The 22,575-nt window shown below is 41.6% G+C and carries 14 protein-coding genes; 7 read left to right on the top strand and 7 right to left on the bottom strand.

Features of this window, described 5'->3' with window-relative positions:
- Positions 1 to 60 precede the first annotated feature (60 nt).
- Positions 61 to 723 (top strand): hypothetical protein, encoded by a 663-nt coding sequence (locus DP114_RS25245; RefSeq protein WP_169268565.1) that lies wholly within the window; start codon positions 61 to 63, stop codon positions 721 to 723.
- Positions 724 to 752: 29 nt separating this feature from the next.
- Here DP114_RS25245 and DP114_RS25240 read toward each other — a convergent pair whose 3' ends face one another.
- A complete protein-coding gene (locus DP114_RS25240) occupies positions 753 to 983 on the bottom strand; it encodes an SDR family oxidoreductase (protein WP_246162755.1) in 231 nt (76 codons plus the stop codon).
- A 240-nt stretch (positions 984 to 1,223) separates the two neighbouring features.
- On the opposite strand from DP114_RS25240, the gene DP114_RS25235 reads away from it, so the two are divergent.
- Entirely contained in the window at positions 1,224 to 2,084 is an 861-nt protein-coding gene (locus DP114_RS25235; protein ID WP_172195299.1) for a hypothetical protein, read from the top strand.
- Positions 2,085 to 3,849: 1,765 nt separating this feature from the next.
- Positions 3,850 to 5,343 carry a UDP-N-acetylmuramoyl-L-alanyl-D-glutamate--2,6-diaminopimelate ligase gene (locus DP114_RS25230; protein ID WP_171977420.1) on the top strand — a complete coding sequence of 498 codons (1,494 nt, stop codon included), beginning with the start codon at positions 3,850 to 3,852 and terminating at the stop codon, positions 5,341 to 5,343.
- Between the two features lie 72 nt (positions 5,344 to 5,415).
- Here the strand turns inward: DP114_RS25230 and DP114_RS25225 are convergent, their stop codons facing one another.
- A complete protein-coding gene (locus DP114_RS25225; RefSeq protein WP_169268188.1) occupies positions 5,416 to 6,633 on the bottom strand; it encodes an FG-GAP repeat domain-containing protein in 1,218 nt (405 codons plus the stop codon).
- A 618-nt stretch (positions 6,634 to 7,251) separates the two neighbouring features.
- Positions 7,252 to 8,487, bottom strand: coding sequence for an FG-GAP repeat domain-containing protein (locus tag DP114_RS25220; protein ID WP_169268189.1), 1,236 nt, complete (start codon positions 8,485 to 8,487; stop codon positions 7,252 to 7,254).
- A gap of 1,066 nt (positions 8,488 to 9,553) precedes the next feature.
- Between DP114_RS25220 and DP114_RS25215 the strand changes: the two genes are divergently transcribed.
- Positions 9,554 to 14,257: an nSTAND1 domain-containing NTPase gene (locus tag DP114_RS25215; RefSeq protein WP_171977419.1), complete on the top strand. Its 4,704-nt coding sequence runs from the start codon at positions 9,554 to 9,556 to the stop codon at positions 14,255 to 14,257.
- Between the two features lie 47 nt (positions 14,258 to 14,304).
- Here DP114_RS25215 and DP114_RS25210 read toward each other — a convergent pair whose 3' ends face one another.
- Positions 14,305 to 15,051: a hypothetical protein gene (locus tag DP114_RS25210; RefSeq protein WP_169268191.1), complete on the bottom strand. Its 747-nt coding sequence runs from the start codon at positions 15,049 to 15,051 to the stop codon at positions 14,305 to 14,307.
- Between the two features lie 412 nt (positions 15,052 to 15,463).
- On the opposite strand from DP114_RS25210, the gene DP114_RS25205 reads away from it, so the two are divergent.
- The 3 genes from DP114_RS25205 (at position 15,464) to DP114_RS25195 (ending at position 19,055) form a co-directional block, all read left to right on the top strand.
- Positions 15,464 to 16,009: a hypothetical protein gene (locus tag DP114_RS25205; protein ID WP_169268192.1), complete on the top strand. Its 546-nt coding sequence runs from the start codon at positions 15,464 to 15,466 to the stop codon at positions 16,007 to 16,009.
- Positions 16,010 to 16,391: 382 nt separating this feature from the next.
- Positions 16,392 to 17,870, top strand: coding sequence for a hypothetical protein (locus DP114_RS25200; protein WP_169268193.1), 1,479 nt, complete (start codon positions 16,392 to 16,394; stop codon positions 17,868 to 17,870).
- 63 nt (positions 17,871 to 17,933) lie between these two features.
- Positions 17,934 to 19,055 carry a DUF1822 family protein gene (locus tag DP114_RS25195; RefSeq protein ID WP_171977418.1) on the top strand — a complete coding sequence of 374 codons (1,122 nt, stop codon included), beginning with the start codon at positions 17,934 to 17,936 and terminating at the stop codon, positions 19,053 to 19,055.
- 203 nt (positions 19,056 to 19,258) lie between these two features.
- On the opposite strand, the gene DP114_RS25190 is transcribed toward DP114_RS25195, so the two are convergent.
- From DP114_RS25190 to DP114_RS25180, 3 genes are read right to left on the bottom strand one after another with little or no spacing between them, the layout of a single operon-like run.
- Positions 19,259 to 20,143 carry a UTP--glucose-1-phosphate uridylyltransferase gene (locus DP114_RS25190; RefSeq protein ID WP_169263553.1) on the bottom strand — a complete coding sequence of 295 codons (885 nt, stop codon included), beginning with the start codon at positions 20,141 to 20,143 and terminating at the stop codon, positions 19,259 to 19,261.
- A 57-nt stretch (positions 20,144 to 20,200) separates the two neighbouring features.
- Positions 20,201 to 21,208: a sucrase ferredoxin gene (locus DP114_RS25185; RefSeq protein ID WP_171977417.1), complete on the bottom strand. Its 1,008-nt coding sequence runs from the start codon at positions 21,206 to 21,208 to the stop codon at positions 20,201 to 20,203.
- Between the two features lie 51 nt (positions 21,209 to 21,259).
- Entirely contained in the window at positions 21,260 to 22,558 is a 1,299-nt protein-coding gene (locus DP114_RS25180; protein ID WP_171977416.1) for an MFS transporter, read from the bottom strand.
- Positions 22,559 to 22,575 lie beyond the last annotated feature (17 nt).

Genomic DNA, 22,575 nt, shown 5'->3' with positions numbered 1-22,575 from the left:
AATTTTCTACGGATACATCCTGGTTAACCCTTCAGTATAATCTAAAACTGGAGGGTTAAAATGAGCAAAGCAACTATGGAAAATAGCCAGAGTGTACAGCAGCAGTCATCGCAATCAAAAGCACCTGTACCCAAGTCGGGGAAGAAAGTTCCACCAACGACAGGGAATAAAAATTTCCTGATAAATCTGCTTGTACATCATACTTGGCTATTGCCAGCAGGGTTGTTATTGATTTCTATAGGTAGTACTGCTGCTGCCTTGTACAGCTTGGGTCATGTGGGGCATATGCAACCAGAGGAAGCAGAAATCGCCCAAGCTGAAATTATCAAACCAATTAAAGCACCCTCCAAAGCAATCAATCCTACACCTTTATGGATGGTGGCTGCTATTGCTCTGAGTTGTGGTAGTGGTACCTTAATAATATTCCTACTGCTCAATCGTCGGGCACAGCCTCAAGAAGCCACAAATAACATTAACCGCCATCAAAAACGCTTAGCAAAACGTCGTCCAGTATCAAAACCCCGTCCCAAGAAGAACGTACCAGCTTTTGTGCCATCAATACCAAGGACGCCTGTTATTATAATGCCTCCTCGAACAGAAACTGTAGTCACAGTTTTACCACCAGAACAAAATATCTCGCCGAGTCAGGGTAAAGAATCTCTAGCAAATATGTTGGATATGCGCAAACATACTCCATTGTCAACCATTATACGTAAAGATTAATATAGCAGGGAATAGGGAATAGGGAACTCTTAACGCTTAACAGACTTAAAAGTCTCTTCTTCAGGTTTCCCCATTCGTTCCATTGGAATCATTGTTGTCAATTGTTGACTTGCAGTTTCAGCATCACCGTTTTCCTCTGTGATACGGGCCATCATATCTGTATTGATGATGCCAGGGTTGACAGCATTAATGCGGATAAGTAGAACCACCAAATTAAACATATAGCGGTTCGCAGTTTCGTCCAATACACACCTAACCACGCCAGATGCTTCCCGATAGCCGTAAGGCGTGGCCGTTCCCACTAGGGTAGCATCTGGCGTTGGGCACTGCCTAGAGTTCGCTCAAAACCTTATTTTTACGTTGTGGACAGTGCCCACCCTACGGTTATTGAGAATAGTGCAAGATCTCAGTTAAAACTGATCCAAACTCAGATCTTGCACCTTCCCCTGAGTACGCCTTGAACTAAAGTACCCTGCACCGAAGCCCTCCGGGTTCGCCAGTTGACGCCAGACGCATCAAGTCGGGAAACCCTTTCGGCAGTCGCTCATGGGGGAAACCACGGCAGGTGCTACAACGGGGCGGCACGTTATGTTCCTCCCCTTCCCCCCAAAAGCTGCCTTGGGAACCCCCCGCAGTCGCCACAACGGTCAAAGCTCGCCGCTTGGGTTGCTTCCCCCGGCAGACTTTGGGGGAACCCCAACGCCCTTCGGGTTCGCCAGTCGCCTAGGTCGGGAGACCCTCTCCGTTTGCGTAGCGCCCCCTATGCCTGCGGCACGGCTACGCCTATCGGGGCTAGTTGCCACAACGCGCTTAACCCGCGCAAGGCACAACTCTTGGCAGCGCTGGTCTCACCAGATACCTCTGTCGGGAAACACTCATCAAGTACTGGCTCCCTCCGGGTTCACCAGTCGCCTACGGCGGGAAACCCGCCTGCAGCGCTGGATTCACCGCAAGGCACAACTCTTGGCAGGACTGGCTCCCTCCGGGAACGCCCGTCGCCTACGGCGGTAAACCCGCTCCGTTTGCGTAGCGCCCCCTATGCCTGCGGCACGGCTACGCCTATCGGGGCTAGTTGCCACAACGCGCTTAACCCGACGCCCTTCGGGTTCGCCAGTCGCCTACGGCGGGAAACCCGCCTGCAGCGCTGGATTCACCGCAAGGCACAACTCTTGGCAGCGCTGGATTCACCGCAAGGCGCTGCTCTGGGCAACGCACTGCCTCCCCAAGACCGCGCTGCCTCACCCCGGCGCTTGCTCCTTTATGCCGGGGAACCCGTCCACCGGACTGGCTCACCGCCAAGGGCGTCTACAGGGCTGCATAGTCAAAGTCCGTTAAAACGGACTGGAATGTATATTCAGTAAGCTTTAGCTTACTTGAGTTTTAAGCCAAGAAATTTATTTCTTGGCGGACCCAAAAGCTGGTGCAAGATATGAGCAAACGCTTATCCAGTAAGCTTTAGCTTACTTGATCTCTGAGCCAAGAAATTTATTTCTTGGCGGACAAGAATTATGGTGCAAGATCTGAGTTGACCAAAAATACTTTACTGGAGTTTAGATTAAATTCTATTTCTTAGACTACAACCCTTGTATAGCAAGCATTTTAGATTTCGGAATCCTAAAGCAGTCATAAATTGGGAAAGGCTGTCTGGATAAGGCTTTGGCGGTTTGAGAGCTAAAATTAGTCTAAACTCTAATACTTTAGGTGTGTAATAAAACTCTAATTTTCAGACAACACATGAAATTATAAATTACTACGGATTAAGGGGTATGACCCATCATTTCTTTATAGAATCATAAGGGGTCTAACCCATCATTTATTCATACGAAATCAGGGGTCTAACCCCACACTAATTTGTGACATAAAGAAGCAGAAAAGTAGACTTGAGAGGCTTGTGAATGGCGAGTTTTGTACTTTACTCAAGTTAAGCTATACTCATAGTGATTCAGCCACAAAAGCTATGAACTATCTGGACTGATTACCAATTTCTGTTGTGTTAGGTAGTTTGCAAAAAAAATAAAAAAATTGCCAAAGTGGCAACCAAGCTATGAGTGAATCGATTAAATTAAAGAAGGTAAACGACTTCAAGGGTTTTGTTATCAGGGTGTATCACATACCATAAAGTGTGATACATCTTTCACAAAATTTACCCAAGAAACAGAAAGTATATCCTCAAATGATCTACTAACTAATTGTTGAGAGAAATCAATATGAATAATCAAGTTTACATTTACCGCGCCAGGAATATTCAGCCCGTACAGGCATTGTCCTTGACCTGCACATTAGCCCCCTAAATCACTGGCAGTGTCTGTACATATTCCTGTCTCTTCAGCGGTAAATGGTAAGTGGGAGCTTTAATGGCGTTTGGTATGCTTGCTCCCACTCTTTTTTTTCTTTACTTAACTTGAGTAATATGAAATAAAGAATTTTTCAAAGATAAAATCTAAAATTATGTTGTTATTGATGAGCTTTCAAAAAATAAAAAAACTGCCAAAGTGGCAACCAAGCTATGAGTAAATCGATTAAATTAAAGAAGGTAAACGACTTCAAGGGTGTTGTTATCAGGGTGTATCACATACCATAAAGTGTGATACACCTTCTACCAAAAATCACCAAATAAACAGAAAGTATATCACCAAATGATTTACTGACTAGTTGTTGAGAGAAATCAATATGAATAATCAAGTTTACATTTGCCGCACCAGGAATATTTAGCTCGTACAGGCATTGTCGTTAACCTGCACATTAGCCCCCTAAATCACTGGCAATGTCTGTACATATTCCTGTCTCTTCAGCGGTAAATGGTAAGTGGGAGCATTAATGGCGTTTGGTATGCCTGCTCCCACTTCTTTTTTTTATAGCAGATAAGCCAAGTACAGTTAATCGAAAAGTTTTTTCCAATTGATCCAATAAGGGAACAGCGATTATTGGGAACAGGAAATTCTGTTCCCCTTTTGTGAGAGTCTGTTACTTCCACAACTATCAAGTGGCAAGTTTTGGGTGGGGGTTTAAATTTTTACCTAAAAACCCCTGTTGCTTATTCCCAATTCAATTAACTCAAAGTATTTGTATAAATAGAAAACATAGTGCAAAATAAGCAAAATCAGAATGTGTGACGAGGTTCACAAAATGAAACTGCGGGAGTTACTAGCGACTGTAGATGATGTTGTGCAGTTACCACAACATCCAGCAATGGATGCCGAAATCAAGAATTTAAAGACAAATTCCCATGCTTGCGTTGCGGGAGATTTGTTTATTGGGATGCCTGGAACACGAGTTGATGGTGGTGACTTTTGGCAAAGTGCGATCGCCTCTGGTGCTGTAGCTGCAATTATTTCTCCTCAAGCAGCACAGAAACATCCACCGACACCATCTGCTTGTGTTGTCACTGCTGATGACATGACAAAAACCTGTGCCCAATTAGCAGCCACCTTCCACGACTATCCTGGGCAAAAACTCAAACTTGTAGGTGTGACGGGCACAAATGGTAAAACCACAATCACCCACCTGATTGAGTATTTTCTGCATCAAGCAAATCTGCCAACAGCTTTAATGGGCACTCTCTACACTCGTTGGCATGGTTTTGTCCAAACTGCTGCTTATACAACACCGTTTGCAGTCGAACTGCAACAGCAGCTAGCGACTGCTTTTGATGCTGGGAATGAGTACGGAGTGATGGAAGTGAGTTCCCACGCTTTGGCGCAGGGTCGAATTTTGGGTTGTCAGTTCGAGGTCGGGGTGTTTAGCAATCTTACCCAAGACCATCTGGACTTTCACCTTAATATGGAAGATTATTTTGCAGCAAAAGCACTGCTGTTTAGTCCTCAATATCTTAAGGGACGCGCAATCATTAACGCTGATGACTCCTACGGCAAGCGGTTAATAGCATCCTTGAAGCCAGAGAAAGTGTGGAGTTATAGTGTCAATGATTCTACAGCTGATTTGTGGATGAGTAACCTGAGTTACGAACCAAATGGTGTCAGTGGTACATTACACACACCAAAAGGTAAGGTTGCTTTTCGTTCACCGCTTGTTGGTCAATATAACCTAGAAAATTTACTGGCAGCAGTAGGAGCCGTTTTACACTTGGGATTAGATTTACAGTTAGTCGCATCTGTGATACCTGAGTTTCCCGGAGTTCCGGGACGGATGGAAAGAGTACAAATTCTTCCGGAGCAAGATATCAGCGTTATTGTGGATTATGCCCACACACCAGATAGTTTGGAGAATTTGCTCAAAGCAACGCGAGCGTTTATTCCAGGGAAAATGATTTGCGTGTTTGGGTGTGGAGGCGATCGCGATCGCACCAAACGCCCGAAAATGGGTAAAATCGCAGCTGAATTAGCAGATGTCGCTGTGGTGACATCCGACAATCCCCGTACTGAAGACCCACAAAGGATTTTGGACGATATTTTAGAAGGAATTCCAGAAACAGTAAAGCCGATAGTGATGGGCGATCGCGCAACCGCCATTCGTACTGCCATATTGCAAGCACAACCCGGAGACGGCGTTTTACTTGCCGGAAAAGGTCACGAAGACTACCAAATTCTTGGAACAGAAAAAATCCATTTTGACGACCGAGAACACGCACGAGAAGCCTTAGAAGAAAGGATGAAAAGATAAAAAAACATGCACGCAGATGATAACTCCATCATCTACGTGTATATTGTTTATAATCTGCATCACCACAAATTTCTAGAAAACAGACCACTCAACAGGAACAGTATCTGTAGAAGATCCAGAAACTGTTGTACCATTCATTTGCCAAATATTATTCTCACCAGTGTCGTATCTACGCCAGAAGACGTCACTCTTGCCATCACCATTGTAATCGCCAATGCTGGGTTGCCAAGCTGGATCAGTTGCGGGCAGAAAAGCTGCAGTCTCAACGGATGTGCCATCCATCAACCAAGCAGTGTTTTCACCAGTTTGAGCATTATGCCACAAGATGTCACTGTTGCCGTCACCGTTGAAATCACCAATACTAGATTTCCAGGAAGAATCTTTCTTGTCCAGAGAACCTGAACTGACGAAAATACCATTCATCAGCCAAACAGCATTTTCATCCGTTTGATTATTGTGCCAGAGCAAGTCGGTTTTACCATCGCCGTTAAAATCGCCAAGGCTATAATTCCAAGACGGATCTACTTTCGATAGAGAATACTCTGATGTGTCGGTACCATTTACAAACCAAATAGCATTCTCTCCCGTTGTTTGATCACGCCAAAAGATGTCGCTTTTGCCATTACCATCGAAATCAACAATACTGTAAGACAATTGTGAATCAGTTTTGGGCAAAAAAGCTGCAGTGGTTACTGTTGTGCCATCCATTAACCAAGTAGCATTTTCACCCGTTGCCTGATTGTGCCAGAAAATATCGCTTCTACCATCGCCATTAAAATCAGCAATGCTAGCAGTCCACGATGGATCGACTTTCTCCAAATTAACCGCAGAAGCTATTTTTGTGCCATCCATCAGCCAAATGGAGTTTTCACCCGTTTGATTATTGTGCCAAAAGATGTCAGTTTTGCCATCACGGTTGAAATCGGCATAAGCAAAGTCCCAAGATGAGTCTAGCTTCGGTAAGGATCCGGCTGTCGGCTTTGAGCCATCCATAAGCCAAACAGCAGTTTCACCTGTTTGAGAATTGCGCCAGAATCTGTCCGTTTTGCCATCACCGTTAAAATCGGCAACAATTCCCGTACTACTGAACAAACGATTAGGATTGGAATTTGTTTTTGTAGTGACAGCATCTACAGGCTGTATCGAATCTTCTAGCAGTGATGGCAAAGAAGAGCGTCCAATGCCTATAACAGAATTCAAACCATCCGTGTTTATAAAACTATCGGAGATTGGGAGAGATTGGAGTGCACTAGTACTTCTAGAAGAGTCCAAGGTCTCAGATGCAAACATAATGTTTGTTTATGACTAGTGTTCATTATTTTTTTAACTGTTTTTTTTGCATGTTTCTGTTAAGACATAACATCTGTTACTTTTGCTATTTGTGATCAAACTGTATTTGCCAATAACAAATATGTTGTTAATAAGACAGATGAGCGTAGTAGTTATCAATTGCGTGCAATATAGCCTCGAATTAAATAGCTATCATCGCCTACAGTGAGCATGCCAGAAAACCAGACATATTTATACAGAAGATGCATTCTACTACTTTTATAAAAAGCTGCTATCGCAGTCCTAATATCATGTCCGGATAAACACTTATAAAAAACGAATAACCTCACCCCCATCCCCTCTGGGCGAGTTCACCAGAGGGGTGCCCGATAGCGTAGCGTGCCGTTAGGCATAGGGCGGGGTGAGGTCTTTTTATTTTTTTATTGTAAGTAATTAGGCAACTTGATATAAATCATAAGTCCTACGGGCACGCACTCGCGTGTGTCAACAACAAGATTCCCGACTTCTTATAGAAGTCAGGAATCTGAACATTTCAGTTAAATCCCAAATAATTCCTCATTGATGACTCGCAAGAACAAATCAATTACGAATCACAAATTACGAATTCTACAAAAATTCTTAGGCAGTCTGCCACGCTTTGTCAATTGTCGGCAGAGCAGATTCAGTGGGGGTAGAACCATTCATCTGCCAAACCTTGTTCTCACCTGTTTCGTAATTGCGCCAGAAGATATCAGTCTTACCGTCACCATCAACATCGCTAATACTTGGTCTCCAAGCTGGACTTTGTGTCGGTAAAGCAGTGTCACTGGTAACATTTGCACCATCCATGATCCAAGTCTTGCTCTCACCTGTCTGCTGATTATACCAAAGCAGATCTGTCTTACCATTACCATCGAAATCACCAACACTGGATGTCCAACCTGCACTTTGTGTCGGCAAGGCAGTCTGAGAAACAACGTTTGAGCCATCCATCAGCCAGGTAGAGTTCTCACCTGTTTTATCATTACGCCAGAGGATGTCGGTTTTGCCATCACCATTGAAATCTGCAAGACTAGCCTGCCAATCTGTACCAAGCGTTGGCAATGCAGTTTTAGTAACGGTGGTACCATTAGTTATCCAAAGAGTGTTTTCACCTGTTGTTTGATCACGCCATAAGGTGTCAGTTTTACCATCACCGTTGAAATCACCAATAGTGCCTGCCCAGTTTGGATTAACCGCCTCCAAAGCAGACGAAGCCAGAACCTGTGTTCCATCCATCAGCCATACAGCATTTTCACCCGTTTTTGTATTGTGCCATCCGAGGTCGGTTTTGCCGTCACCATTGAACTCACCAGTACTGAAAGTCCAGTCTGTAGGGACATTCGCCACAGCTGCCTCAGAGGTAATATTTGTGCCATCCATCAGCCAAATGGTGTTATCACCCGTTTTGATATTGCGCCAGATGATGTCAGTTTTGCCGTCACCGTTGAAATCAGCAAATTTAGAGTCCCAATCTGAACTCATTGTTTTCAACGCACCCTGAGAGGCAACATTTGTACCATCCATCAGCCAGATAGCGGTTTCACCAGTTTGAGGGTTACGCCAAAGCTTGTCCTTCTTTCCATTACCATCAAAATCAGGAAAAATTGCTGCGCTTGTAAATATGGGATTAGGATTAGGATTAGCAATCTGCGGAAGGTTTATTGCTGTATCATAAGACTCTTGATCTGCATCTAATATAGATTGTGAAGAGCCACTCAGGCTCGAAGTATTTAAACCATCTTTCTCAAAATTATTTGTGGCTTGAATATTTAACGCCGTAGATTTTGTCGCTCCTAAGCTTGAAGAGTTTAAGGTATTTTGAGATTCCAACATGGTGTTTTTCTATCACTAGTGTTGATCAATGTTGTAACGCCTTTTTTTATTTCGTTTTGTCATGATTTAACAAAAATGATGTTTTAATTTTGTTTCTTTCATACTTTGTTTAATCCGTGGTCATTATAAGTAAAGATGACATTCAAACTGTTATTTAATAACATTTTCAAGATTTTATGAAACAGTTATTAGCGCTGAATTACGATTCATGGGTTTTTTCGGTACATACATTAATACAATTCAGTTAATAAAAATTATTTGTTGGACTGGGCAGAAGCGACACTGCATTGGAGGGTTTTGTTGTCTTCCCCTTATCCCCAAAGCCCTTTTCGTGCATCGAAACTGCTGTGAAGTAGTTCTTGAGAAAAAAAGCTTATCACCACCGTATTGGTACATACCTCAGCAATAAAGCCGAAACTCAACAAACTTAGATCTTGCACCTCGACGTGAGTACCCCTTGAACTTCAGTTCAGGGCTGCATAGGCAAAGTCCGTTAAAACGGACTGAATATAGATATCTAGTGAGCTAAAGCTTAGCTGAATTCAATAAAATTTAGCAACAATTAATAGCAGCGGATAAGTAAAAAATCAGGGTTGCATACTACCTTAGTAAAAGACAAGGATGAAAAAAGTCATAGTAATTTCTACAATTTATTAATCATTTTTTCTTTTTATTTTTTTCTATAGGACTCATATTTGATTTGTGACGAAACTAGGTCACTTTCTGTTAAGCGCGATGCGCTGCGCTGCCCTGAGTTTTGTCGTTTGCGTAGCGCCCCCTCCGGGGCTAGGGTCAAAGGGTCGAAGTGTTCCCTGTTAAGAGTTCCTTACCTCTACTTTGTCAATTCACCCTAGTGGGAACGGCCACGCCTTACGGCTATCGGGTGTGCGCAGAGCGCACGCCAGAAGGCGTTGCAAGAGCGTCTGGTGGAGGAGATACGCTCTTATCCTCTGTCGGGAAACCCTTATCAAGCACTGGTCTGACCAAATAAAACCGGATTTCTGTATAATTGATTTGTAGACAAACAATAGTAATGCTTTAAGTAAACTATTTAGGCTGGTTGTCTATGGAAATATGGGTAAACTTGGAGTTTGGTGACGGAAACTTTGAGCACGGTTTTGATAACCTCAATCTTGAGGTGACGATCGCAAACCCACAGCTTAACATCACACAACTAGAAGTTTACCCTGAGCGCAGCCGAAGGGTGCAATTACCCCCAAATGCCGACATTCCAGTTTTCTATCAACGTTGGAAAGAGCAATACTACTCGTTACTGAAGCATTCTAGAGGTGGTTTTAAAAAGAACCAAGTTACTCATATTTCCAATACAGATTGTTACGATTCTGCCCAGCGTTTATGTAATCACCTTCATCAGTGGCTTTACCCGATTCAATCAGAATTAAAACAAGCATTGTCACAACATCCCCAGCCAGAAATTCGTTTGGTTATCAACACACAGAAAATTGACTCACAGATAACCAAGGATATTTTACATCGACTGCCTTGGCAGGAATGGGATTTTTTGGCTCAAAATTTATCTTGTGAAGCGGCTGTTCGTTTTCACTCTTGTGTTGCAAGTCCTACGGCATCAAAAGAATTATCTACTTCTAGTAAAATTAGAAGACCCAGGATTATTAGTATTTTTGGAGATAGTAAAAATATTGATACTAGTGCCGATAAAGAGTTACTGCAAAAATTGCAAAAACGAGCAGCAGAACTCATAGTTCTTTCCGAACCAAACCGTTCCGATTTTAACGCGCTCTGGGAAGAAGCTTGTGATATCCTATTTTTCGCAGGTCATAGCGAAACAAAAAGTGATGGTCAAACAGGAATCATAAATATTAATCCCGATGATAGTTTAAGTTTGTCAGAAATCAAAAGAACACTGAAAGCAGCAATTAAGAAAGGTTTAAAATTAGCAATTTTCAATTCCTGCGATGGTTTAGGTTTAGCAAGTCAACTAGCAGATTTAAATCTTCCCTATATTATTGTCTGGCGGGAAGAAGTGCCAGATAAATTAGCACAAAAGTTTCTCAAATATTTTTTAAATTCTTTTGCAGAAGGTCAATCTTTATTTACTGCACTTAGGGAAGCTAGAGATAAACTCAAAGAACTTGCAGACGACAAAGATATTGCAAAGCAGCTACCGGGGGTAAGCTGGTTACCAATTATCTGTCAAAATACAACTGAACCGCCACCGAGTTGGGAAGATTTGGGAGGACTTTCTGGTGAACTTCCTGAATGTCCTTATCACGGTTTATCTGCGTTTGGAGAGAAAGATGCAGACTTCTTTTTTGGTAGGGATAAATTTATTGCAGATTTAGTGGAAGCAGTAAACAGCAAACCGCTAGTTCCTGTAGTTGGTGCTTCTGGGAGTGGAAAGTCTTCTGTAGTGTTTGCAGGGTTGATTCCCCATTTAAAAACTGTTGGGAATGTGGAGATAGTCAGTTTTCGTCCTGGGAAAAATCCGTTTGATTCTTTGGCGATCGCACTAAGCAAATATTGCCAATTCCTAGCACAACGACAACCAAAAGCATCAGGAGAAGCTAATAGCAGGTTAGCAGAACTAGAATTCGAGGTCAACTTGCGACATGATGAGACAGCATTATCCAATTTCCTCGAAAATATCATTCACTCCTCAGGGTATCAGCGTTTGGTGTTAGTGGCAGACCAGTTTGAAGAACTTTACACTCTTGCTGCCCAAGAAGAACGTTACAGTTTTTTGAATGTACTACTTTTGGCTGTCAAATCTGTTCCAGCATTTACGCTGGTGTTGACGCTGCGAGCAGATTTTTTGGGAATTGTGCTTGATTATCAACCAATGGGGAAGGCTTTGCAAGAATACACTCCATTGTTACTAACTCCAATGGACAAAAAGGAATTGCGAGATGCGATTGAAAAACCTGCTTTAAAAATGAAGGTGGAATTGGAGGAGGGGTTAACAAGTAAACTTATTAATAGTGTGGGCGAACACCCCGGTCGTTTACCTCTTTTGGAATTTGCTTTAACTCAGCTTTGGTCAAAACAGAAAAATTGGTATTTGACTCACAAGGCTTATGAAGAAATTGGCGGTTTAGAAAAAGGTTTAGCAAAACACGCTGATGAAGTTTTAAAAAACCTATCTGAGGAAGAGAAACAACAAGCGCAAAGAGTTTTTATTCAGTTAGTGCGTCCAGGGGAAGGGACGGAAGACACTAGGCGTGTGGCGACTCGCAACGAAGTGGGGAATGAAAATTGGGGTTTAGTTAAACGTTTGGCTGATGAACGTTTGCTGGTGACTGGGTGGGATGAAATTGAGAAGATAGAAACAGTAGAAATTGTTCATGAAGCATTAATTCGGGAATGGGGAACTCTGCGGGAGTGGATAGAAGCTAACCGTGAGTTTCGCATTTGGCAAGAAAGACTCAAGCAAGAAATGCGTGACTGGGAAAATAGCAATAAAAATCCAGAAGCTTTATTACAAGGAACGCGGCTAGCAGTCGCACAAGATTGGTACAAACAACGGGGAGATGAACTGACACCACGAGAGCTAGATTTGATCACTGGTAGCATGATACGGTGGGATAACGAGCAAAGCCAACATAGGCGCAGACGACAGCTAACTGTTTTTGGGCTTACTGGTGGTTTGGTGGTAACCTTAATGCTAGCTGGGGCTGCATGGTGGCAATGGCAGAATTCACGTTTGAACGAAATCAAAGCTATTAGTGTATCTAGTAAAGCACTTTTGACTTCAGGTCAAGATTTTGATGCCCTCATAGAAAGTTTGAAGGCATCCAGAAAACTGAATGAAACATCTTTTTTCCCAGCATTTTATAGACACCAGGAAAAAGCTGATATCCAAAAACAGATTGATATTTTCTTACAAGAGGCACTTTATAAAGTTACAGAACACAATCGACTGGAAAAGCATACAGATGAAGTGACAGACGTTAGTTTCAGTCCCGACGGTCAAAGAATTGCCACTGCCAGTAGGGATAAAACTGTTAAACTCTGGAGTTTGGATGGGACTCAGATACAAACTCTCAAAGGACATCAAGATTGGGTACGTAGCGTCAAGTTTAGCCCTACAGGAAAGATAATTGCCTCAGCTAGTTGGGATGGAACTGTCAAACTTTGGACAACAGAAGGAAAATTAATGACCACCCTTACGGGGCATAATACAAAAGTTTATAGTGTCAGTTTTAGTCCTGACGGAAAGACAATTGCTAGCGCTGATGCCAAGGGATATATCAAACTCTGGACAATTGAAGGTAAATTAATCAAAACCTTCAAGGGACATGATCAGCCTATCTTAAACCTGAGTTTCAGTCCTGATGGTAACACTCTTGCTACTACCAGTCAGGATAAAACAGTCAAACTCTGGAGCCGGGATGGAAAACTACTGCGAACCTTCGCTGGACATAAAGATTGGGTTTGGGGTGTGAGTTTCAGCCCTGATAGTCAAAAAATTGCTACCGCTAGTAGGGATGAAACTGTGAAACTCTGGAGCATTGAAGGAAAGGAAATAAAAACCCTAGATGCTCATAAAAATTCGGTCACTAGCGTGAGCTTTAGTCCTGATGGAAAGCAGATTGTTAGCGTCGATGCTGACCAAACTATTATCATCTGGAGTGAATCTGGCGAGAAACTCCAAACCCTAATGAGCGGACATAAAGATTGGATATGGAGTGTCAGTTTCAGTCCGGACGGAAAAACAATAGCCACTGCTAGCAAAGATGGAACTGTGAAACTTTGGCAAGTAAAAGGGAAGAAACATCAAATCCATCAGGCGCATAATGATGCGATTTTTTGCGTAAGTTTTATCCCTGATAGAAAAGAATATGCCACCGCTAGTAAGGACAAGACTGTCAAATTTTGGAAGCGCTCAGGTGAATTAATTAAAACCCTTAAATTAGATGACAGTAGCCATGATACATGGTTTACTCACATCAGTTTTAGCCCTAATAAACAAAGAATTGCTACCGCTACTCAAGATGGCACTGTCATACTTTGGAATCGTCAAGGAGAGAAAATAAAAACTTTCCAAGGGCACAATAAAAAATGGATTTGGCAAGTAAGTTTTAGTCCGGATGGCAAAATGATTGCTACCGCTGGTCATGATGGAACTGTCATACTTTGGAGCTTAGATGGCAATTTGCTCCACACCATTAAGGCACATAAAAAAGATAAAGATGAAGATGGAGAAGGGGCTAATAGCGTCAGTTTTAGTCCAGATGGCAAAATGATTGCTACCGCTGGTTGGGACAAAACTGTCAAACTTTGGACAACAGAAGGTAAACTAATCACAACTCTTACACATCATCAAGATGGAGTTCATAGTGTCAGTTTCAGTCCCAACGGCAAGATGATTGCTACTGCTAGTGAGGATAAAACTGTCAAACTTTGGACGCTTGAAGGTAAATTCATCAAATTAATCACAACTCTCAAAGGACATGAAGCTGGAGTCTTCCGTGTCAAATTTAGTCCAGATGGCAAAACAATTGCTACTGGTAGTTTAGATAAGACTGTTAAACTCTGGAGTCTTGACGGTAAAGAATTGAAAACTTACAAAGGACATAGTGATTCTGTCATGAGCATTAATTTCAGCCCCGATGGCAATCACCTTATTTCAGCCGACAAAGCCGGAAAAATTATTATCTGGAATTTGGGATTGGAGTCAAATCAACTATTGGCTGATGGTTGCAGTTGGGTGCACGATTATCTGAAAAACAATCCAAAAGTGAGTAAGAGCGATAGCACTTTATGCAAGGGTATTGGAATTCAAAAGTGAACGACTAAAAGCACAAAAGAATTCCAATGACGCTGACAGTGTTTCCCCTAATCAAAAGGGACTTGGTATCCGGCAAATTCCCTTAAGTAGGCGAGAATAGAAGTGCCATTTTCATCTGTAGAACCCTGGTTACTCAGCAGCAGCTTGGCAACTCCTCCTTCCCCACGCAGATGCGCCGCTGCAAGAATTCCGGATGCTGTGACGACTACTCCTCCTCGTTGTTGTCCGATAAATTCTTTTATGGAACGTCCATTGAGTTGATTTTTGATCAAGCCCCACTTGTATTGCATAGCTTCTTGAATAGCTATTTCTTGCACATTATTCTTATTATTAAGGAAATCTTGCTTGCTATTAATCCCATTTTTACCTCTCCATGTACCGCGCCAATAATTCCTGTCTACACCATTTGCTCCACCAATATAGGGATTAGGGGTGTCGTAATAGCCAAGATCTTTCAGTAAGGCTTCTCCGAATTGATACTTGCCTATAAAACCCAACTGGTTCTCAATGTTAGTAGGTGGATTTTGTTGTCCTGTTTCTCTTATTGCAAGTGCTGTCAAAAAGTCTTTGTAATTTCCCCTAACTCCAGAGTTCTGCTTTGTTTGGACAACAGCAGAATCTTTTTTGTTGAAGACACTGTTAGCGTAGCTAGATTCGGGTGTTAAAAATGATGTTGTTAAAAGTGAACACACCACTAGTCCGATAGCAGAAAGTTTGTTGATTGTTCGTGTGAATGATTTTGTTTTCAGCAATTGAGTCATGAAACTTTGTTGCAAATCAGGTTTGATGCTCATAGGAATTTTTTTTTGATGGTGTGATTTTCTTTTAAGCAGAAGGAGGAACTCAAGCTAATTGCTTGTTTTCCTGCTTCTACTTTTAAATAGGTTTAAGTCCAATCGACTTATACACTTGTGTGACCCAAATGGAAGTTTAGTCACATTTACTTATATCTTTAGGTGGATAACAAGCGATCGCACTTTATGTGACGGTATCGGCACTCAGAAACGTTAACCAACATCTTGCACCAGTCGCCCACTCTCGCCAACGGTTATAAATGTAGCTCTTTTATTTATTGAGAATTATATCAACTATTTCAACTAAGTGTATGGGTTGATTGAACCTGAACTTATTTAAAAGTGGAAGCAGAGAAAACAATTACTTTAAGTTTCTCTTTCTGCTCAACAAAAAAGTTTTGGAGTAATCATCATGATACAACTTTTGGCAAAGATGGGGTTGGGATTAGTTGGAGGTGTAGCCGCAGGTCCTCTAGGTGGGGCTGCTGGATACGTTTTAAGCGACTTTATTTTTGATGAAGAAAAAGAATATTTAGAGTCAGAAGAGTTGGTTAAAAAATATGCCGTTAAGTTTGTTATCTTGGCAGCTGGAGGTTCTATAGCTGGATTCGCAGGCGAAGCTCTGGGTCGTTCAGTTGGGGCTAGTCTTGATGGAATTAGTGAAATGTTTATACCAGGGGATATAAGCAACCAAGTAGCAGATTTGTTACTTAGCAATGAAACAGTAGCAAATTTGTTTAATGAGCTATGCAACTTAACAGCAAATTCTTGTTTATCTGAAGAAGCAAAGGCAGGTTTGATAACGACTTACTTTGATAAATTTGAGGCTATCATCTATTATCTCATCAATGATGAGATAATGGAAGAAATGGTTGGTAGAGAGATTGTAAAACCTCTAGCTAACAAATATGCTCAAAATTGGCTTGCAGAATTAAAATCAAATCTCGGATACGCTTAAAAGTTAATATAAGTACTAATATTTAGTATCTTTACCTAAATACCCAGAGTCAAAGCATATGTTCTTTTTTCCAGGAGCGCGATCGTGCTCCTCTTTGTTGGGTGCGTTCGCCCAAAATTTATGAGCTAGCAGTTTTCACATAAATGAACTACACCACTTTTAAGGATGCAAGGCATTGCACCTCTATGACTGTGGTCTATTTACCTGAAAATGCCTGTAAATTGGTATATCTACCTTCATCGGCTTCCCATTCCCCAAAACTGCATATCTTCCCAAAATCAAACCTATATAAATATAGCGCCCAGAAGATGAATCAAAAAATAGTCTCTGGTGCTGCTTCGCAATATCGTGTTTTACCAAGCGTTAAGTAATTTAAATTACTATGGCATCACCAACTAAATATTGGCAAATGCAGATACTTCCTATAGGGAAAGATGTTCATCTAAAACACCACAGAGAAATCTCTAAAGCTAAGGAGTTTTTGAAAACACAATTCCCTCACTTAAGCAACAAACCCACACTATCGACAGAAGAAAATAAACAAGTTCAAACAGTTTTGTGGAACATTTTTCGTTTAGATGACGACATCTATCAACGTGCGATCGCCGGACTTTGTCTACGCTGCTATGTTTCACACAGAATTCTCATCACCTGCAAAACCATCCCTCACATCTACAATGTCAGTGCAGAAAATCTTTTTAAGTACACCGATTTACTTCCCTTCGTTTTAAACGATGATGGTAAAGCACTGGTGATTTTAGATAGTGAGGGTAAAACTCAATATATCTTGAATAACCATGATGGCACGACTCGACCCATAGCAAAAGGCGGAAAATTTTTTAGCGTTGACATTTTGCGCAGCTTTAATCCCAACTTAGGCTCTAACGAAAGCTTAGATAATTGGATTCACAGACTCACCCGCCAGAATGAAGAAATTAAGTCATTTTTGTGGGAGTTTGGGTTAGCGACTCCTAGTGATTGGGGACTACTATGTAAATCTGTAACCCGTTCTTTGTCTGGGCTTCTTTCAACAGAAGACTATGAAATTGTAAAAGCTTTTAAAACAGTGTACCAACGAGACAGACTAAAAAAACGCCAAAAAGGGCGCTGTTCTGAACCAACACCAAGCCAACTGCAAGAAATGCTGTATTTGTTGCAGCAAAAAAATCTTATTATTTCTCAGAATACATTAATTTATCATCTCAAACATATAGCAGAAAGCTTACGTCAAGACTGGCTTTACAAAAAAACAGGTAGTACCAAAACTGTACCTATGGAAGTGTATGATAATTCAACCAATGATTATTTTCCCAATCCAGAATTACCTTATCATACAGACCGCGAGCCGGAGGACGTAGAATTTGAAAGATTACAAGAAATCTGTAAAGACTTGTTTGAACAGGTGTTATATGAAACAATAGGAGAGGTGATTCACCAGCGGATTGAAGATTTGAAAAAAAGTAAAGGTTACAAAAATTTTGCTCAACGATTACCGGAAGGCTTGCGACTTTATTACCAAGAGAGTATATCCTTAAGTGAAATTGGTAAACATTGGGGAATCGAATGGAGTAAAGCCAGACGTATTATGCAGTTAGAAAATTTTTTGGAAATTGTCCAGTATCGAACAGAGGAGATTTTTTTGGAGAAACTTTTACAATCGCTGAATCAATCTCAGTCAACAAGAATTTCTCAGGAACCTGAATCTCTAAAAAATATTGTTGCGGAAATTAGAGATTTTGCCTGGAATCAAACATTCAAACAGGCAAAAGCAGAATTACTTAGTGGGAAAAAACAAAGTAAAAATAGCTTATTCGCTAAACAAATCTGCGTTTACCTTAGTGATTCATCCTACGCAGCATAAACAAGATATATACTAACAAATATACATTGCTTTTTCATGAGATGATCAATGGGGAGATAAAAGATGAATATATCTGAAAAATCTATACTTACAACACAAAAGAGGAGAATAATATTTTCCCCAAAAGTTGTTTTGCTAGAACCAGATTTTTTTGAGGAAGCACAAGTCATCAGCGAGAATAATTTTAACCAATTCGGCGAGATTAGCCAATGGAAATTTTATTTAAACGCATTAGCACAACTCGGCTTTGAAAATTACCTAAAAGAACGAAATCCAAATCTCAAAATTAATCAAGACAGTGGTGAGAATCTAATTGATGATGTTTGTTATCTCAATATTGGTGAATTTCGCCTTTGCTTAATTATCATAGATAATCTGATTGATGATTTTGTCACTGTATCACAAAAAATTATCACTTCACCAAAAAGGGTTGCTCACTTCTATGTCTTGCTGGAAATTTTAGAAGAGGAAGAACAATTAAATATTCATGGTTTTTTGCGTTATGACGAACTCGTTAAATATTGGCAATCAATTAATTTGGAGGTAAAATCTAATAGTTATTATCAGTTACCGCTTTCTTGGTTTGATTCTGAAATAAACAATCTCTTGTTATACTCACGTTTCTTGTCACCAACTGCTATTCCTTTACCATCAGTAGTTGAAGTCAATAATACAGAGATACGAAATATAACTCAGCCTACAAGTATTTCTACTCAAACACTAGTTAACCTAACCAATTGGTGGCTTGAAGTTTTTGAAGAGGGTTGGCAATCTACCAAAAATATTCTGAAAACGCTTGATAATAACTATGTTTGGGGTTATGCAAGAAGTCACTCAATAAATGAACATTATTCTGGGGCGAAAAAATTAGATTTTGGACTACTACTAAATGGTCAAACTTTAGCTTTAGTTGTCAATCTAAAACGGTTGGAAAATAATGAAGTTGATGTGCTTGTACAGGTTATTCATTGCTATCAAAAACATCACAATGAGGAATATCTACCGCCTGGTTTGAAGCTGAGAGTGACTCTTAATCCCAACACATCTGAGTCAGAAAGTGAGGAAGTCACTGCAAGGGAAGCTGATAAAGTCATTCAGTTAGAATTTAGTGAAGCCCTAGGCAAACAATTTAAGGTTGAAGTCAGTTTCAACAATCTTGTGGTTACTGAGGACTTTTTGTTGTAAGTTTCATCATATCAAGTTCGGATGAACAGTTATAAAAAACGAAGAACCTCACCCCGCCCTATGCCTAACGGCACGCTACGCTATCCGGCACCCCTCTGGTGAACTCGCCCAGAGGGGCTGGGGGTGAGGTCGTTTTATCGTAACTAATTAGGCGAACTTGATATCACTGGTGTTTCGCCTAAAGTAGGCGAATCGCCAAATATCTAAATTCTAAAATCAATTATTGTCTGGCGATACGCATCTGGTAATCCCGTGTCAAAGCACTTTCCTTTGACAACATATCCTGTCATTCCCTCTTGTTGACGCACTCTATCCAGACAAGACGTTAACTGAAATTCTCCTCGTTCTCGAAAATTTTGATGAATATGTTCTTCCAAAAAGTCAAATATTTTCGGTGTCAGTACATACAACCCAAAGATACAGAGAAACTCATCATCTGCCATTCCTTCTACACGCAAATGTTGACGGGCATAATCAATAGAAGGTTTTTCATAAACTTGCGTGAGTGAAAGAAGGAAGTTAAACAAGTGCCAAGTTCCTGTCACACAGCCAGCTTTATGGATAATTTCTCCTGACATGATTGTCAAGCCGACAACGCTTTGATTGACTTGTCTGTAAACATCTAGAACTTGACTGGTACAGGATTTTTCTGCATCTGATGAGTAAACATGATCACCTAACATCAACAAAAATGGCTCATCTTTCACCCACTTTTTAGCACAAAAAACAGCATGACCGTAACCTTCTTGTTCTTCCTGCGTCAAAAGTGTGATTCTGCTGCCTAATTCTTGAAGATATTTGCTGTATTCTTGATTTTGGGGTGAAAGTTTGTCGAAAAGTTCTTTTTTAGGTGGACTTTTAAAAAACTCTGCAAAAACTTCTTTGTCTGGTGGTTGCACCACAATCCCAACTTCTTCGATTCCTGCGCTCATAGCTTCTTCAACAATTGCCAGAATCACAGGTTTTGCCCTGCCATCTTTATCGATAATGGGGAAAAGTTCTTTTTTTACGACTTTAGTTGCTGGAAACAACCGAGTCCCGAAACCAGCTGCTGGAATCACGGCTTTTCTTACTTTATTTTGTTGCATAAATCGTCAGTTTTAAAGATTGCATCTGTGGAAAATTATATTCAATTTGGCGCAGAGCTACTTCACTTTGACCAAACGACTGACACGATACTGCTTCACTTCTTCTAACGGTTGCTTATCCCCTGAATCCCAAGCTGTCATGACAGAACCGTTTACCTCGACTCTAGCTTCATAAGCACCCTTAATACTTCCATCTTCTGCCGAGAAATTAATGCGTACTTGGGCCCACTCTTCATCTGGTTCATCCATTGCCATAACTTGACCAGCTTTGTGATAATTGAGCCAGTTCCAACCCTCTTGCATCCAAATCTCACGTTCCACAATTTGCTCAAACTTTGATAAACCAGCCCAACCTCGGTAAAACGGGTATAACCCTGTGACAGAACCATTTCGCCAAACCAAGAGTTCCAATATTTCTGGCTGCAAATGACCCCAGTACTGTCCATAAGGCAAGTCAATGAGGGTAGGTGCGAACTGGTGTCCTCCGAAATGGCTGCATCGCCACACACGCAGTTTTCCACTAGAAGCAGTAGCAAATTCAGAGCGTAACTTGCTATAGATGGGATAACCAAACCTGGCACAGGCAACATCAACATTGCCATCAGTACAGACCATTAACTCACGAATGTGACTGGATTGTTGCTGATACTGCTCCCAATCAGGCAGCACAGTTGGCGACTGAAGTAATGTTTCCAATAACGCCATCACGAAAGAGCCAACTTCAGAATCAGGGATGAGAAACTCATACTTTTCAAACCTTGCAAAAAGCTTTGCAGCTCGGCGGTAATATAGTAGGCGAGTGTAACCAGGACAGGAGTATTCTTTATCTGGAACGAGCAACTGACCTCGAATCTTGATCCCATGCTCAGAAATCAGTTTTTCGATGAAAGCGATCGCTCTGGCGAGCACAGGATTTTCCTGCCAACGTTTTTCAGTCCAAGGGAGTCCCATCTCCATCGCCAGACAGTGTTCGTAAGTGGGTGCCGAGCCAATCGGATCTTCGCCATTAGCTTTAGAAACAATACAGCAGAAACGGCAATTACTTAAAGAATCTTGGGTAATCATGTTCACTTCCGAATCAAAGAATTCTAAGCTCGTTTGACACGCCGCCACCAACTACTCTGCACTGGTATCATGGTCTGGCAGGATGATTTCCACATCACGCAGTGTGCGGAAGGCGTATCCACTTAAACCAACAAGTAACAAACCGAGTGAAGAGAGAACATACAACACTGCCATGCCCGCGCCTTTTCCCGTGCCAAATATCCAACCCAAGATGGGTGCCAGACTTCCCCCTGACATCATTGCTGGTTCAAAAACGTAGTCAGCTAGTGGTCCAGCTATCAAGTATGCTACTGTTGAAGCAACCCGCTCAACTAGGGAGTGGGTAGATAAAACACGCCCCTGCACGTTAGGTCTTACCTTCCTGAGCCATATAGCCTCATCGGCACTGCCAAGTATTGGAAAATTGAGAGATGAACAGAATTTCGCAGGAAACCAAATCAACGGTACTCTCCCCAGACCAAACACTGTTTGGCTTAAGCCAGCACCCACCATACCCAGCAACACTCCATGTATTCGACGCTTGAAACCACCCCAAGTGCTGACGAGCAAGGCCCCAATAATGCCGCCCAACCCTGCTGCTGAAGCTACAATACCTAATACTTTGGCATCATTACCACTACGTGCCAAAATCAGGGGAGAGGAAAGTGAATTGCCAAGATTATAGGTAAACCAAAACAGCGACATCAATGCTAGCATGGCAAGCAGACTGGGGCGTGCAGTAATATAGTCCCAGCCAAAGTAAAGCTCCTGCTTCAGGTTTGTGTGACTTTGCGTTTCTGCTTGTGCAATAGTAGGTTGTGGGATACGTACTAGTACCAGTGTGCTGACAGCAATCACAAAAGTCGTGATATCGATAATTAAAATACCAGCAAGACCAATGACTACGTAGAGAACACCTGCCAATGCTGGTGCAATTATATCAGAGCTGGAATTTGCCAGGAAGGCAATGCTGCTAGCGCGACTATACTGCTGTTTGGGCACGATCATTGATACTGATGCCAAGTATGCTAGTTCTTGAATTTGCACAAATGTGCCCTGAACTGCTACAGCCAAGTATAAATGCCATAATTGTAAATTATGACTTGAGTAAAGTAGTAAGACAGTGATGGTCAACAACCCGCTGACCGTGTCGCCAAGGATCATTAAGTATTTACGGTTCCAGCGATCCACAATCACCCCAGCTATGGGAGTAATTAAGACTTGCGGCACTTGCGTAAATAAACCAAACAATGCTAGTGCTGTAGCTTGACCTGTGAGTTCCCACACCCAGAGAGTGAAGGCAAATGCGGTCATACTACTACCAATTATGGAAACAGCCTGACCGAGCCAGATAATAATGAAAGTACGCACTTATATAGTTTTGGATT

The sequence above is a fragment of the Brasilonema sennae CENA114 genome, assembly GCF_006968745.1.
GTDB classification, from domain to species: Bacteria; Cyanobacteriota; Cyanobacteriia; order Cyanobacteriales; family Nostocaceae; genus Brasilonema; species Brasilonema sennae.
Note: the sequence above shows the minus strand (reverse complement) of the source record. Positions and strands in the feature narration are given on the sequence as shown.